Origin of the sequence: Streptomyces sp. CA-146814, assembly GCF_050942385.1 — a bacterium.
Classification (GTDB): Bacteria; Actinomycetota; Actinomycetes; order Streptomycetales; family Streptomycetaceae; genus Streptomyces.
This window is the reverse complement of record NZ_CP192068.1, coordinates 182,820-197,293: the sequence shown is the minus strand read 5'-3', so window position 1 is coordinate 197,293 and position 14,474 is coordinate 182,820. Positions and strand designations below refer to the sequence as shown.

Genomic DNA, 14,474 nt, shown 5'->3' with positions numbered 1-14,474 from the left:
GGCGACCGTCCCCGGGCGGTCCGGAACGCCAGGAGAGCCCATGACCGCCCCCGGAACCGACCGTCCGCCGTCCCCCTCCGACGAAGGCGCCGACGAACGGCTCGGCGCCCTGAAAGCGGCCGTCCGGGACACGGTCACCAAACACGCCGACGCCCTGCTCGACCTCAGCCGGCGCATCCACGCCGACCCCGAGACCGCCTTCCAGGAGCACCGCTCCGCCGCACTCTGCGCCGAACTCCTCGCCGCCCACGGCTTCGACGTCACCGCACCCGCCCACGGCCTGGAGACGGCCTTCCGGGCCACGATCGGCTCGGGCCCCGTCACCGTCGCCATCGCCTGCGAGTACGACGCGCTGCCCGGCCTCGGCCACGCCTGCGGCCACAACCTGATCGCCGCCGCCGGGGTCGGCGCGGCGCTCGGCCTCGCCCTGTACGCGGACGAACTCGGCCTGACCGTACGGGTGATCGGCACTCCGGCCGAAGAGCGCGGGGCGGGCAAGGCGCTGCTCCTGGAGGCCGGTGCGTTCGACGGCGTGGACGCCGCGATGATGGTCCACCCCTGCCCCTTCGAGCTGGCCGACTTCCGGTCGTTCGCCCTCGGCACCCTCGACGTCACCTACACCGGCCGCACCGCGCACCCCAGCCTCAACCCGCACGAGGGCCGCAACGCCGCCGACGCGCTCACCGTCGCCCAGGTCGCCCTGGGCCTTCTGCGTCAGCAACTGCCGCCCCAGTGGCGGGTGCACGGCATCACGACGGCGGCCGGAACCTCGCCCAACGCGATACCCGACCGGGCCACCGCCACGTACGAGATCCGCGCGCTCGCCGCGGAGGACCTGCGCGAGCTCCGGCAGCGCGTCGAGGACTGCTTCCGGGCCGGTGCGCTCGCCACGGGATGCGAAGTGACCCTGGAACAGCCCGAACCCGACTACCTGGACTTCCGCGGCGACGCCGAACTGCTCCGGCTCTGGACCGCCAACGCCCGCGAGCTGGGCCGCGCCGAATCCGTCGAGCGCCCGGCCTTCGCCTGCACGGACATGGGCAACGTGTCGCACGTGGTGCCGTCCATCCATCCGGTGCTCGACATCAGCGGCGGCGCCTGCGGACCGCACGAGCCCGAGTTCGTCGCCGCGGCGGTCTCGCCGAAGGCCGAACAGGCCCTGCTGGACGGCGCGGTGGGCATGGCGTGGACGGCGGCGGACTTCGCGGCTACCCGTACGGCAGGTGCTCAAGCCACTCCGCCCGCCTGACCCGCCGGAAGCGCAACCCGACCCGGAGACCCGGGTCCCCGGCCCGGCCCGGGGACCCGGGCCGGGCCGAACGGCACAGCGGCACAGGGCTACTTGGCGGAGAGCGCCTTGACGTAGTCCGCCATCACGACGTCGGCCGCCAGCGGTCCGCCGCGCGTCGACCACACCGAGCCGTCGACGGTCACGACCTGCTTGTTCTTGACGGCGCCGAGCTCCTTGTAGGCCGGCTTGTCCTGGACGTCCTTGAGCGCCTTCGCGCCGTCCGAGGTCAGCGTCGACAGGAACAGCCAGTCGCCGTCGATCTCGTTGATCTTCTCCAGGCTCAGCGACGGCGTGTGCGCGTTGCCGTCCTTGTTCTGGGACGCGGGCCGCTTCAGCCCCATCTCCAGCGCGACACCGCTGGCGAACTGCTTGTTCTCCATCCAGCTCGGCCCGTCCGGGTTCCAGCGGACGATGGAGACCTCGGCGCCCTTGTTCTTGCCGAGCTTCTCACCGGCGGCCTTCGCGGCGGCCTCGTGGTCGGTGATGAACTTGTTGGCCGCGTCCAGCTTGTTGACGGCGTTGCCGACACCCCGGAAGAACAGCTTCCAGTCGTCGGTCGGCGCCATCGTCACCAGCGTGGCCGGGGTGATCTCGCGGAGCTGCTTGAGCACCTGCTCGTCCTGCATGTCACCGGCGAGGATGAGGTCGGGCTTGGCGGCGACGACCTTGTCCATGACCGGCTGGAGCAGGTTGCCGACGACGTTGATGCCCTCGACCTTGTCCGCCAGGTAGGCCGGCGGCTTGTCCAGACCCTGCCCGTTGGTGATGCCGACCGGCTTGATGTCCAGCGCGAGCACCGCGTCCAGGTCCTCCTGGGTGAGCGTCACGATGCGCTTCGGCTCGGCGGGTATCTCCACCGCCGTCCCCGTGGCGTCCTTGACGGTGCGCGTCTTGGCCGAGGCGGAGTCCGCCGCGGTGCTCTTGTCGCCGGACGGCTTGCTGCTGCCGGAGTCGGAGCCGCCTCCGCAGGCCGTCAGGAGGAGTACCGCCGCTCCCAGCGTGGCGACGGCCTGGGCCGCTCTTCGGGAGGCGGTGCGGACGGGGCGGTGGTGCAGGATCATCAAGGGCTCCGGGATCAACGGGACATGAGTCGACGAGGGTCTTCCGGCAGCACGGGGGCTACCGACGACCTCTCGGCGGGCTAAGGTTAGCCTTACTTTACTGGCGTCAGGCAAGATGATGCCCCATTTCTTCGGAAAGGCCGGTCCTCGTGGACATCCGTGTTGAACAGCTCACCGCTGGATACGCCGGTCATACCGCCGTGGACCATGTCGATCTGACCGTCGGATCCGGCCAGGTGGTGGCGATCGTCGGGCCCAACGGCTGCGGCAAGTCGACCCTGCTGCGCTGTGTGGCCCGGCTCCACCAGCCGCGCTCGGGGAAGGTGTTCGCCGGCGGGTCCGACATCTGGGAGCTGCGCCAGCGGGACGCCGCCCACCGCATCGCCCTGCTGCCCCAGGCCCCGCAGGCCCCCGAGGCGGTGACCGTCGCCGGACTCGTACGGTACGGACGCCACCCGCACCAGGGGCTGTTCCGCCAGTGGTCGCACGAGGACGAGGAGGCCGTGACCCGTGCCCTGGAGGCGACCGGCACGACCGGCCTCGCCGACCGCCGGCTCGACCAGCTCTCCGGCGGCCAGCGTCAGCGGTGCTGGCTCGCCATGGCCCTCGCCCAGGAGACTCCGATCGTCCTGCTCGACGAGCCCACCAGCGCCCTGGACATCGGCCACGCGGTGGAGGTTCTCGACCTGGTGCGCGAGGTCGCGGCGCAGGGCCGGACCATCGTCATGGTCGTCCACGACCTGGCCGGCGCCGCCCGGTACGCCGACACCCTGGTCGCCATGCGCGCCGGGCGGATCGTCGCCTCCGGCCCGCCGCGCGAGATCGTCGACGCCGACCTCGTACGGGAGTTGTACGGCATCGAGGCCGAGATCCTCACCGCCACCTCCGACGGCACCCCCGTCGTCGTACCGACGGTGAGCGCACCCCTGGTCGCCGCCTGACCCCCGGTCGTCCGACGCCCCCTGAAACGCCGATGGGCCCCTCCGTCCAGGGGCCCATCGGTCTGTTCGGATGTGGATACGGCTCAGGCGGGCTCGTCGCCCCGGAACGCGTGCAGGATCTCCTCGGCGGCCAGCGTCGCCGTCAACGACCCCTCGCGCACGCGCTGTTCGAGCTCCGGTGCCAGCTTCCGTACGGCAGGGTGGTCGCGCAGGCTGTCCAGCAGCTCGTCGCGGACCATGGACCAGGTCCAGTCCACCTGCTGGTCACGGCGCTTGGCCGCCAGCCGGCCGGTGGACTCCAGGGCCGTACGGTGCTGCTCCAGGCGGTCCCACAGCGTGTCGAGCCCGGTCGACTCGCGGGCGCTGCAGGTGAGCACCGGAGGCGTCCAGGCCGCGTCCACCGGGTGCATCAGCCGCAGTGCGCCCGCCAGTTCACGCGCCGCCGACCGGGCGTCGCGCTCGTGCGGGCCGTCCGCCTTGTTCACCGCGATGGCGTCCGCCAGCTCCAGGACACCCTTCTTGATGCCCTGCAACTGGTCGCCGGTGCGCGCCAGCGTCAGCAGCAGGAACGTGTCGACCATGTTGGCCACGGCCGTCTCCGACTGCCCGACCCCCACCGTCTCCACGAGCACCACGTCGTACCCCGCCGCCTCCATCACCACGATGGACTCGCGGGTCGCCTTCGCCACCCCGCCCAGCGTGCCCGCCGTGGGGGAGGGACGCACGAAGGCGGCCGGGTCCACCGCCAGCCGCTCCATCCGGGTCTTGTCGCCCAGGATGGAGCCGCCGGTACGGCTGGAGGACGGGTCGACGGCCAGCACCGCCACCCGGTGGCCGAGCCCGGTGAGCATCGTGCCGAGCGCGTCGATGAACGTGGACTTGCCCACGCCCGGCACACCACTGATCCCGATCCGCCGGGCCTTCCCGGCGTGCGGCAGCAACTGGCTCAGCAACTCCTGCGCCAGCAACCGGTGTTCGGCCCGCGTCGACTCGACGAGCGTGATCGCACGGGCGATGAACGCCCGCTTCCCGTCGAGCACTCCCTGTACATAACTGTCGATGTCGATCTTGGCAGCCATCCGGTCAGCGGCTCACAGCTCGTGGCCGAGCGCGGCACCGAGCCGCGTCACCAGGTCGTGGGCCGCGTCCGGGATCACCGTCCCCGGCGGGAAGACCGAGGCCGCCCCCGCCTCGTGCAGCGCCTCGATGTCCTGCGGCGGAATCACCCCGCCCACCACGATCATGATGTCCTCCCGGCCCTCCGCCGCCAGCTCCTCGCGGAGCGCCGGCACCAGCGTCAGGTGCCCCGCCGCCAGCGAGGAGACGCCCACGATGTGCACGTCCGCCTCGACCGCCTGCCGCGCCACCTCGCCCGGCGTCTGGAACAGCGGGCCGACGTCCACGTCGAAGCCCAGGTCGGCGAAGGCCGTGGCGATCACCTTCTGGCCCCGGTCATGGCCGTCCTGGCCCATCTTGGCGACCAGGATGCGCGGACGCCGCCCCTCCGCCTCCTCGAACGCGTCGACCAGCGCGCGGGTGCGGTCCACCGACGGGGAGTCTCCTGCCTCTTTGCGGTACACACCGGAGATCGTACGGATCTGCCCGGCGTGCCGCCCGTACACCTTCTCCAACGCGTCCGAGATCTCGCCGACCGTGGCCATCGCCCGCGCCGCGTCGACCGCCAGCGCCAGCAGATTGCCCTCAAGCCCCGGACCCGGCGCCCGCTCGGCGGCCGCCGTCAGCGCCCGCAGCGCCTCCTGGCACGCCACCTCATCGCGCTCCTCGCGCAGCCGGCGCAGCTTCTCGATCTGCTGGGTGCGCACCGAGGAGTTGTCGACCTTGAGCACGTCGATCTTCTCGTCGGTCTCCACCCGGTACTTGTTCACGCCGATCACCGGCTGCCGCCCGGAGTCGATCCGCGCCTGCGTACGGGCGGCCGCCTCCTCCACCCGGAGCTTCGGAATGCCCGCGTCGATGGCCTTCGCCATCCCGCCGGCCGACTCCACCTCCTCGATGTGCTGCCAGGCCCGCTCCGCCAGGTCGCGCGTCAGCTTCTCGACGTACGCGCTGCCGCCCCACGGGTCGATGACCCGGCAGGTACCGGACTCCTGCTGGAGCAGGAGCTGGGTGTTACGGGCGATCCGCGCCGAGAAGTCCGTCGGCAGCGCCAGCGCCTCGTCCAGCGCGTTGGTGTGCAGCGACTGGGTGTGCCCCTGCGTCGCGGCCATCGCCTCCACACACGTGCGCGTCACGTTGTTGAACACGTCCTGCGCGGTCAGCGACCAGCCCGAGGTCTGCGAATGGGTGCGCAGCGAAAGGGACTTGGGGTTCCTCGGGTCGAACTGCTTGACCAGGCGCGCCCAGAGCAGCCGGGCCGCCCGCAACTTGGCGACCTCCATGAAGAAGTTCATCCCGATCGCCCAGAAGAACGACAGGCGCGGCGCGAACGCGTCGACGTCCAGGCCGGCTTCCTGCCCGGCGCGCAGATACTCCACCCCGTCGGCCAGCGTGTACGCCAGCTCCAGATCGGCCGTCGCGCCGGCTTCCTGGATGTGATACCCGGAGATCGAGATGGAGTTGTAGCGCGGCATCTTCTGCGAGGTGAACGCGAAGATGTCGGAGATGATCCGCATCGACGGGGTCGGCGGATAGATGTAGGTGTTGCGGACCATGAACTCCTTCAGAATGTCGTTCTGAATGGTCCCGGCCAGCATCGAAGGCGGTACGCCCTGCTCCTCGGCGGCCACGATGTACAGCGCCAGTACGGGGAGCACCGCGCCGTTCATCGTCATCGACACCGACATCCGGTCCAGCGGAATGCCGTCGAACAGCTGGCGCATGTCGTAGATGGAGTCGATCGCCACACCGGCCATACCGACGTCACCGGTGACGCGCGGATGGTCGCTGTCGTACCCCCGGTGGGTCGGCAGGTCGAAAGCGACCGACAGACCCTTCTGCCCCGCCGCGAGGTTGCGCCGGTAGAAGGCGTTGGACTCCTCGGCCGTGGAGAAACCGGCGTACTGACGGATCGTCCAGGGCTGGTTGACGTACATCGTCGGGTACGGACCGCGCAGATACGGGGCGATGCCCGGGTAGCTGTGCAGCGCGTCCAGGCCCTCCAGGTCCTCGCCGGTGTAGAGCGGCTTGACCGTGATTCCCTCGGGCGTCTCCCAGAGCGGGGCCTCGGCCCCGTCGGCCGCCTTGGCCACGGCCGCCTGCCACTCCTGGGCGGAGGCGGCCGGGGGAGCGGAGGACTCCAGCGCGACCTCGGAGAAGTCGGGAACGGTGGATTTCCCGGAGGACTCCCCGGCGGATTTCTGTTCCGTGGGCGATGTCTGCATCACGCCACTCCCATGCGGTCGAGTACGGAGGTGAGAACGGCGACCGTGTCGCAGCCCGCGAAGACGTAGGAGTCGACACCGGCGTACTCGCCGGGACGTCCCGCCAGGAACACCTGGGCCGCGCCCGCCGACTTGAGCGCCCCGGCCACGTCAGCCGCCTGCTCGGCGTACAGGGTGTCAGAGGAACACAGACAGGCGACGCTCGCACCCGAGGCGGTCAGCGCGTCGGCGGCGCTCGCCGCGTCCACCGACACCGGCTCGTGCACCGCCTCGATCCCGCCCGCCCCGAAGAGGTTGACGGCGAACGAGACCCGTGCGGTGTGCGCGGCGGCCGGACCCAGCGCGGCGATGAACACCTTGGGCCGCGCGCCCGTCGCCGCGAGGTGCGCGTCCGACCGGGCCCGCAGTACCTCGAACGCCTCGTCGCGCCGCACCCGGGGCAGACCGCCCGGAGCACCGGCGTACGGATCGGGCGCCGGCTCGCGCTCCACCGGCCGCTCGGACGGCATCGGGAACTCGCTGACCCCCGTCACCGGCTCCTTGCGGCGCGCCAGCTTCGCACTGCGGGCCGCCCAGGTGGCGGCGAGCCGCTCCGCGACCGTTCCGGAGCGCAGAGCGGTGGGCAGTCCGCCCGCCCGCTCGGTCTCCTGGAAGAACGCCCAAGCGGCCGCGGCCAGTTCGTCGGTCAGCCGCTCCACGTACCAGGAGCCGCCCGCCGGGTCGATGACCCGGGCCAGATGCGACTCCTCCATCAGGATCGTGGAGGTGTTACGGGCGATGCGCCGGGCGAACGCGTCGGGCAGGCCCAGCGCGTGATCGAACGGCAGGACGGTGACGGAGTCGGCGCCGCCGACCCCCGCGCCCAGGGTGGCGAGCGTGGTGCGGAGCATGTTCACCCACGGGTCGCGGCGCGTCATCATCACCGGCGACGTCACGGCGTGCTGGCGCTGCGCTCCGGCCCCGGGTGCTCCCGACGCCTCGGCGACCCGCGACCAGAGCCGGCGCGCCGCCCGCAGCTTCGCGATCGTCAGGAACTGGTCGGCCGTGGCCGCGTAACGGAACTCCAGCTGCGCGCAGGCCTCCTCGACACCGAGCCCGGCCGCCGTCAGCGCCCGCAGATAGGCGACGCCGGTCGCCAGCGAGAGTCCCAGCTCCTCGGCGGCCGAACCGCCGGCCTCGTGGTACGGGAGCGCGTCCACGGCGACCGCGCGCAGCCCCGGATACTCCGCGCCGCAGACCTTCGCCCAGTGGACGGCGGCGGTGAGGTCCGCCGCGATGCCGGTCCGGGCCTCGTGGCCCAGCGGGTCGGCGCCCAGCGTGCCGCGCGCCTCGCTCCGGGCGACGCCCCGCTCCTCGTAGAGACCCAGCAGCTCGGTGGCGGCGGCGTCCAGATCGGCCGGAGCGTCGAGCGCGACGGGTGCGAGGTCGAGGTAGACGCCTTCCAGCGCGCGGCCGAGCGAGCCCACGGGGACGCCGGCCGGGCCGCCCACGGTGAGCCAGAGCGAGGTGACCCCGTTCTCCAGATCGCCGAGCACCGCCTGGTTGAGCTCGGCGGGGTCGCTCAGGGCGTGGCGTTGGCGCACGTCCCAGCCGCCCGCCGCGTTCCCTTCGGCCCGGCTGCCCCGGGTGAAGGGCGCGAAGCCGGGAAAACCGGTGTCCGGCGAGGTGTCGTGCGCGGTGTAGAGAGGCCGGGTGGTGAGCCCGTCCTCCACTGTGGTGGACAGCGCTTCCTCGGCGGCCGAGCCCGAGACTTCCTTGCCCGACTTGCGCAGTACGCCTTCGACGAGGCTCTGCCACTGGTCATGGGAGGGGTCGGGGAACGCGGCGGCCGGAGAGAGCCCGTCAGCAGGCTGGACCGTCATGCTCAGATGCTAGGCCAGCGCGGGGAACGAGCAGCAGGGGCACGTGCTGTGACCTTGCCCTCTCCGGTCCGCGCTTGAACGTTTACTTACCGTCGCGTTACTGGCCACGACGTTTTCGCGCGCTCGGAGTCCGTGCGTTCCGGGCGCAACACGGCCATGCTCGACAACGGGGTGAATTCGACTGTTGATGCATATTATGTGCGAAGTTTTCCGGTTTCTTATGCAATCCCTGGAATGCCCGTATCCACCCCGGAGCCCTCGCGGCCGCCGGGATGCGGAGAGGACGCGACCGTGGCCGTCGGACCTGTGGAACACCTCGTCATCGCCTTCCCCGGCAGCGGCTTCACCGGGGCCGTCGTGCCCGTCCTCGCCGATGCCGTGGCCTCCGGTGCTGTGCGCGCCGCAGACCTGGCCTTCGTCCGCCGCGCCGAAGGCGGTGCGCTGACGCCGGTGGAGCTGGGGGTGCTGGACCCGGAGGGCACGGTTTTGCCGGCTGCGGCGGAGGGCGGGGCGGCCGTGGCGCTGGGCGCCGGGGAGATCGGGGTGCTGGAGCGGAGCGTGCCGCAGGGTGAGGTGGTCGCTCTCGTCGTCCGGGAGGACCTCTGGACCTCGCAGCTCGCCCGCACCTTCCGGGAGGCAGGCGGCGCCTTCGTCGCCCATGAGCGCTTCGGTGCGGCCGCGGCGGAGACGGACGAGGCCGGGGACGGCGAGGGCGACGACATCATCACCCGGCTGGAGCGGCTCGCCGATCTCTGGGGGCGGGATGTGCTCACGGACGCCGAGTTCGCGGAGCAGAAGGCGAATCTGCTGGCGGACTGAGTTCCGGCCGGTGGGCCGGGTGGGTCGTTGGGCCGATGGAGCCCCAGGCGTTCTCATCAGGAAAGAGGCAGTTCATCGTGCAGACCGCCCGGACCGTTCCGGCCGCCACCGTTGTCAATCTGCGCGACCTGGGCGGCATCGCCCTGGGCCGCGACCGCCGGGTGCGGCAAGGCGTCGTCTTCCGCTCGGGCCAGCTGAGCGACCTGCAGCCGGACCGCGACCGCGCGGTGGCCGCGCTCGGCATCCGTACGGTCGTCGACCTGCGCACCGCCGACGAGCGCCAGTGGGCACCGGACCGGCTCCCCGACCGGGCCCGGCTCTTCGTCGCCGACGTCCTCGGCGACCACCCGGGCGTCGCACCGGCCCGGCTCAAGGCGCTGCTCGCCGATCCGGACGAGGCGGAACGCGCGCTGGGCGGTGGCCGGGCCGAGGAGCTGTTCGCCGAGACCTACCGCAAAATGGTGCTCTCGCCCGGCGCGGCGGCCGCCTACCGGGCCTTTCTGGAGACCGCGTCCGACCCCGGCGCTCGGCCGGTCCTCTTCCACTGCACGGCGGGCAAGGACCGCACGGGGTGGGGCGCGGCCGTTCTGCTGATGATCCTGGGCGCCTCCCGCGAGACCGTGCGGCAGGACTTCCTCGCGGTCAACCCCGCGGTCCGGGCCGCCTTCGCTCCGTACGTCCAGAAGTTCCTGGACGGCGGCGGTGATCCGGCCGTCGCGGCGGCCATCGTCGAAGTGCGCCCGCGCTACCTGGAGGTGGCGCTCGACGCGATGGACGAGCGGTGGGGCGGCCTCGACGGATACGTACGCACCGGGCTGCGGATCCCCGAACCCGTGCTGGACCGGCTGCGCGAAGGGCTGGTGGTCACCGGGTGAGCGCCGGCGCGGGCTCCGGCGTGACACTCATACCCCCAGGGGGTATGTTGGGCGGCGTCGGAAACCGTCGTCGTCCGCTGGGGGACTGCCATGAACACCGGACTGAGGGTCGCGGCCTTCGCCGCCGCGGTCGCCGCCGTCTTCGCCATCGCCTTCGGTGTCGGCCGGGTGGCGGGGCCGGACCCGGAACCCACGCCCGGGCCCGGCACCAGCCGGCCCGCCACCCATCAGGGGGAGAGCCACGGCGGGTGAGCGCGCGGCCGCACGCAAGCGAGGGCCGGTCCCACCGAGGTGGGGCCGGCCCTTGTTCGTCACCGCTCAGAGGCGTACGAGGCGTTCCGTCAGGTCGCGGTAGTGCTGGAGGGCGATCCGCAGATCCTCCGTTCCCGCCTCCGACCGCTCGCCGTCCCGGTCCGCGCGCAGCAGGCGGGACCGGTCGGCCAGAGCCTTCGTGAGCTCGGCGACGACCTCGTCGAAGGTGGCGTCGGCCTCCTGCACCGCCTGGCGCGGGTTCTCCACGAAGCCGGCCACGGCCTGGTGGATGCGGGCGTCGAACTTCTCCCGCGCCTCGGCCGCGAAGAGCGGGCGGCCGTTCTCGCCGGCCGTGTCCGTCCGCCCGGAGGAGGCCGTCGTACGACCGGTCTCCCGCGCCTTGTCCGTACGGGCCGGACCGGCATGGGCCTTGTCGGCGTGCACGGGGTCGGCGTGCGTCTTGTCGGCGTGCGCCGGGTCCGCGTGCGTCTTGTCGGTGTGCGCGGGGTCGGCCGCCGGCGTGGTCGTGCCGTCCGTGCGGGTGGTCGTCGGCGGGGAGCCGGACGGCTTGGCGGCCGTCGGCGGTACGGGCGTGCCGAGCGGGTCGCCGGGAGGCGTCACCGGCGGGACGCGTTCGGCCCCGGTCGACGGGGTGGGCCGGTTCGGCGTGGAGCCGGTGTCGCCGGTGCTGTTCGGAGTCTGCGTCATGATGTGCCGTGCCCCTTCGTGAGCTGTCGGTTGCCGTGGTCGCGAGGCGCCGGGCCGTCCGCGATGAGCGCGTCGAAGAGACCGCGGGCCTCGACGAAGGCCTCGCGCATCTCCTCGGTGCCGGTGGAGTCGTTCCGTGCGGTGTGCATCCTGCGGTAGCCGTGGACATGGTCGGCGTGGTGGACGGAGAGCGCGTCGGTGCGGTCCTCGAAGCTCTCGCCGGGGAAGCCCCGGTCGCGGGCGAGGTCGGCCAGCAGCGCGTCGGCCTCGTGGAGCGCCTGCTGCGGCGACTCGACGAACTGCTCCTGCGTACGGGCCCAGCGTGCGGTGTAGTCCGCGCGGGCCGCCTCCGTCAGCGGCCGCTTCTCCAGGTCGCCGTGGCGCTTCACCCGCTCTTCGAGCTCGTGCTCGGCCGCCTTGGTGTCGCCGCCGTGCCGTTCGACCACGCGGTCGTACTCGGGGCCGAAGCGGCCGCGCAGGCTCCGGCCGCCGCCCGCACCGCCGCGGACCAGGAAGAAGTAGACGCCGGCGGCCACGACGAGGGCCACGGCGATGATGATGATCACTGTTGTCACGGCTACCGCCCCCGCCGCTCATCGGCCGGTCCGCAGCTTCGTTGTCGCACGGTGGTCAACCCCTCTCGTCCGGCCCGGCGGAGCAACCACCGGGCGACGTGCAGGGTCCGTGTACCCCCGAACAGCCGTTCATGCGTGGCGGCCTCACGGAGTGCTCCGTGTACCGTGCACATGGCGTACTGACGCTGTCGTACGTAATACTCGACGCATGAGACCAGGTGTTACGAACTCCGGCCGCGGCCCGCACCGCCCGGACCCCCTGGTCCGCCGGGCCACCGCCCGTGACGCCCGCAGGCTCACCCGGCTGGTGCGGACGTCACGCGCCTACGAGGGCCCGTACGCCCCGATGGTCGCCGGCTACCGCGTCGGACCGGACTACATCGAGGCGCACCGGGTCTTCGTCGCCGCCGACCCCGGCGACGACCGGGTCCTCGGCTTCTACGCGCTGGTCCTCCAGCCGCCCGAGCTGGACCTGATGTTCGTCGCCGACGAGGCGCAGGGGCTCGGCATCGGGCGGCTGCTCATCGGCCATCTGCGCGAGGAGGCACGGCAGGCGGGCCTGAGCGGTGTACGGATCGTGGCGCACCCGCCCGCCGAGGGCTTCTACCGGAGCGTCGGCGCCGAGACCACCGGCACCGTCCGGGCGAACCCGCCCGCGGTGATGTGGGACCGCCCCGAACTCCTGCTCCCCGTGGGGCGCTGAAGGCCCGCGCTCAGCCGCCGTAGGGGCGGGTGATGATCTCCATGCCGTGGCCGCTCGGATCGGGGAAGTAGACGCCCCGGCCGCCGTCGTTGTGGTTGATCCGGCCCGGAAGCTTCATATGGGGATCCGCGTAGTACGCGATGCCCAGTTCCTGGATCCTGCCGAACGCCGCGTCGAACTCCGCCTCCGAGATGAGGAAGGCGTAGTGCTGCGGAACGATCGATTCCTCGGGGATCGTCGCGAAATCCAGGGTGACGCCGTTCGCGAGGACGACGGGGACGAACGGGCCCCATTCCTCTCCGACTTCCAAGCCCAGCAGATCCGCCAGGAACGCGGCGGACTCGCGGTTGTCGCGGGAATGAATGATGGTGTGGTTCAACTCGACCGACACGGTGGAATGCCTCCAACGGGCACTCACGGGCCACCTCCACGCCTCACCCGGACGGTGACCGACGCGCGATGCCGTGGAAGAGATCTTAGTGGGTCGGCGCGACCGGGTCGAGTGGGAAGTGGGCGCCGTTCCCGGTGGATTGGTTCTGGGCGACCGGGGCATCTGTAGTCCCGGATCGAACGGGTGTGTCAGCGCCCGGTCATGTCGAACAGAGGGGATCCGCGTGTCGGAGGGCAACGGCAGAGGCCGCGAGGAGACCGAGGACGAGAGAGCGGACCGGCAGTGGTCCGAGCTGCTCCAGGAGCTGCGCGTCGCCCAGACCGGCGTACAGATCCTCTTCGGCTTTCTCCTCGCCGTGGTGTTCCAGCCGAGGTTCGGCGACCTCTCGGAAGTGGACCGCGACATCTACGTCGTCACCGTGGTGCTCGGCTCCGCGACCGTCGCCGCGCTCATCGGCCCCGTCACCTACCACCGGCTGCTCACCGGCCGCCGGATGAAGCCGGAGACGGTGATCTGGGCGTCACGCATGACCGTCCTCGGTCTCGTGCTGCTCTTCTTCACGATGTGCTCGACCCTGCTGCTGATCATGCGGGTCGCGCTCCACAACACGTTCGCCCTCTGGCTGGTCGGCGGGATAGCGCTGTGGTTCCTGGCCTGCTGGTTCATCTTCCCCGTCTGGGCCCTGGCCCGCGGCCGCTCCGGACCGCGCGAGGACGAGCCGCGAGTCCGCCCCGAAAGCTGAGCGGCTCAGCTCTCCGGACCCCGCACGTCGGTCACCGTGAACAGGGCGCCGTCGGGGTCCCGCAGGGTGGCCTCCCTGCCGCCGAGGACGGACCGCTCCTCGACCAGGGAGCCGCCCTCCCGCTCGGCCGCCGCGACCGTCACGGGGACGTCCTCCACCGGGAACTGCACCTGCCAGTGCGGGCGCACCAGCGGATCGACGGCGGCCTCCACCGCACCGGAGCTGATCCGGGCCAGCGGCCGCCCCTCGCACCGCACGATGACCTCGTCACCCTCGTACGCGACGTCGCAGCATCCGGGACGCCCGCTCGCCCAGTCGAGTACCTCGCCGTAGAAGATCGCCGCGTCGAAGGCGTTGCGGGTCCGCAGCCGCAGCCAGGCGTGCGCGTGGCCGTCAGGAGCCGGCAGCGAGGTGGCGGGCTCGGTGCGCTCCCAGAGGCCGAACGCGGCACCGTCCCGGTCCGATGCCAGGACGCCGCGCCCCTTGCCGAGCGTCAGCGGCCCCACCGCCACCGTGCCGCTGCGCTCCCGCACCCGGGCGGCGGCCACGTCCGCGTCGGCCACCGAGAAGTACGGCGTCCAGGCCACCGCCACCTGGTACGCGGTCGACACGGCGAAGACGCCCGCCACCGGGACGTCACCGCGCCGGGCCACGGAGAACTCCGCGCCGAGGTGTCCGGGGCGGAACGACCAGCCCAGGACCCCGCCGTAGAACCGCTGGGCGGCCTGGAGGTCCCGGGTCATCAGGTTGACCCAGCACGGCGCGGCGGGGCCGGTCAGGGGCGCCGCCGAGGGTGCCGTACGGGGCTCGCTTCCGGTCATGGTCCACTGCCTTCTCACGGGTGGGCGGCACGGGGGCGGCCGCTTGCGGTCCAGCACCCACCTTCGGGCGGCCCGTGCGGCGGCGCAACGCG

The 14,474-nt window shown here is 72.1% G+C and carries 15 protein-coding genes; 7 read left to right on the top strand and 8 right to left on the bottom strand.

Features of this window, described 5'->3' with window-relative positions; all coding sequences use genetic code 11:
- The first annotated feature begins 40 nt into the window (after positions 1–40).
- Positions 41–1,249, top strand: a complete 1,209-nt coding sequence (locus tag ACQP09_RS00805; RefSeq protein WP_433395107.1) for a M20 family metallopeptidase — start codon at positions 41–43, stop codon at positions 1,247–1,249.
- An 89-nt stretch (positions 1,250–1,338) separates the two neighbouring features.
- On the opposite strand, the gene ACQP09_RS00800 is transcribed toward ACQP09_RS00805, so the two are convergent.
- Positions 1,339–2,352: an ABC transporter substrate-binding protein gene (locus ACQP09_RS00800; protein ID WP_433395106.1), complete on the bottom strand. Its 1,014-nt coding sequence runs from the start codon at positions 2,350–2,352 to the stop codon at positions 1,339–1,341.
- A 149-nt stretch (positions 2,353–2,501) separates the two neighbouring features.
- Between ACQP09_RS00800 and ACQP09_RS00795 the strand changes: the two genes are divergently transcribed.
- A complete protein-coding gene (locus ACQP09_RS00795) occupies positions 2,502–3,293 on the top strand; it encodes an ABC transporter ATP-binding protein (RefSeq protein WP_433395104.1) in 792 nt (263 codons plus the stop codon).
- Positions 3,294–3,376: 83 nt separating this feature from the next.
- Here ACQP09_RS00795 and meaB read toward each other — a convergent pair whose 3' ends face one another.
- From meaB to ACQP09_RS00780, 3 genes are read right to left on the bottom strand one after another with little or no spacing between them, the layout of a single operon-like run.
- Positions 3,377–4,372 carry a methylmalonyl Co-A mutase-associated GTPase MeaB gene (gene meaB / locus ACQP09_RS00790; protein ID WP_433395102.1) on the bottom strand — a complete coding sequence of 332 codons (996 nt, stop codon included), beginning with the start codon at positions 4,370–4,372 and terminating at the stop codon, positions 3,377–3,379.
- Between the two features lie 12 nt (positions 4,373–4,384).
- The gene (gene scpA, locus ACQP09_RS00785) at positions 4,385–6,634 is read right to left on the bottom strand and encodes a methylmalonyl-CoA mutase (protein ID WP_433395100.1); all 2,250 of its coding nucleotides are present in this window, start codon (positions 6,632–6,634) and stop codon (positions 4,385–4,387) included.
- Positions 6,634–8,496 (bottom strand): methylmalonyl-CoA mutase family protein, encoded by a 1,863-nt coding sequence (locus ACQP09_RS00780; RefSeq protein ID WP_433395099.1) that lies wholly within the window; start codon positions 8,494–8,496, stop codon positions 6,634–6,636. Before ACQP09_RS00780 ends, scpA begins: the two co-directional genes overlap by 1 nt.
- Positions 8,497–8,787: 291 nt before the next feature.
- On the opposite strand from ACQP09_RS00780, the gene ACQP09_RS00775 reads away from it, so the two are divergent.
- The 3 genes from ACQP09_RS00775 to ACQP09_RS00765 all read left to right on the top strand — a co-directional run bounded on the left by ACQP09_RS00775 (position 8,788) and on the right by ACQP09_RS00765 (position 10,442).
- Positions 8,788–9,315, top strand: coding sequence for a DUF6325 family protein (locus ACQP09_RS00775; RefSeq protein WP_433395097.1), 528 nt, complete (start codon positions 8,788–8,790; stop codon positions 9,313–9,315).
- A gap of 77 nt (positions 9,316–9,392) precedes the next feature.
- The gene (locus ACQP09_RS00770; RefSeq protein ID WP_433395095.1) at positions 9,393–10,190 is read left to right on the top strand and encodes a tyrosine-protein phosphatase; all 798 of its coding nucleotides are present in this window, start codon (positions 9,393–9,395) and stop codon (positions 10,188–10,190) included.
- Positions 10,191–10,280: 90 nt separating this feature from the next.
- Positions 10,281–10,442 (top strand): hypothetical protein, encoded by a 162-nt coding sequence (locus ACQP09_RS00765; RefSeq protein WP_433395093.1) that lies wholly within the window; start codon positions 10,281–10,283, stop codon positions 10,440–10,442.
- Between the two features lie 66 nt (positions 10,443–10,508).
- On the opposite strand, the gene ACQP09_RS00760 is transcribed toward ACQP09_RS00765, so the two are convergent.
- Both ACQP09_RS00760 and ACQP09_RS00755 read right to left on the bottom strand, forming a co-directional pair.
- The gene (locus ACQP09_RS00760; RefSeq protein WP_433395092.1) at positions 10,509–11,150 is read right to left on the bottom strand and encodes a hypothetical protein; all 642 of its coding nucleotides are present in this window, start codon (positions 11,148–11,150) and stop codon (positions 10,509–10,511) included.
- Complete coding sequence (locus tag ACQP09_RS00755) at positions 11,147–11,725, bottom strand: hypothetical protein (protein WP_433395091.1); 579 nt, start codon at positions 11,723–11,725, stop codon at positions 11,147–11,149. Before ACQP09_RS00755 ends, ACQP09_RS00760 begins: the two co-directional genes overlap by 4 nt.
- A 208-nt stretch (positions 11,726–11,933) precedes the next feature.
- Between ACQP09_RS00755 and ACQP09_RS00750 the strand changes: the two genes are divergently transcribed.
- A complete protein-coding gene (locus ACQP09_RS00750; RefSeq protein ID WP_433395089.1) occupies positions 11,934–12,428 on the top strand; it encodes a GNAT family N-acetyltransferase in 495 nt (164 codons plus the stop codon).
- 10 nt (positions 12,429–12,438) lie between these two features.
- Here ACQP09_RS00750 and ACQP09_RS00745 read toward each other — a convergent pair whose 3' ends face one another.
- Positions 12,439–12,819 carry a VOC family protein gene (locus ACQP09_RS00745; RefSeq protein ID WP_433395087.1) on the bottom strand — a complete coding sequence of 127 codons (381 nt, stop codon included), beginning with the start codon at positions 12,817–12,819 and terminating at the stop codon, positions 12,439–12,441.
- Positions 12,820–13,042: 223 nt separating this feature from the next.
- On the opposite strand from ACQP09_RS00745, the gene ACQP09_RS00740 reads away from it, so the two are divergent.
- A complete protein-coding gene (locus ACQP09_RS00740) occupies positions 13,043–13,561 on the top strand; it encodes a DUF6328 family protein (RefSeq protein ID WP_433395085.1) in 519 nt (172 codons plus the stop codon).
- A gap of 5 nt (positions 13,562–13,566) precedes the next feature.
- On the opposite strand, the gene ACQP09_RS00735 is transcribed toward ACQP09_RS00740, so the two are convergent.
- On the bottom strand, positions 13,567–14,382 hold the full coding sequence (locus ACQP09_RS00735) for a VOC family protein (RefSeq protein WP_433395083.1): 816 nt from the start codon (positions 14,380–14,382) through the stop codon (positions 13,567–13,569).
- Positions 14,383–14,474: the final 92 nt, after the last annotated feature.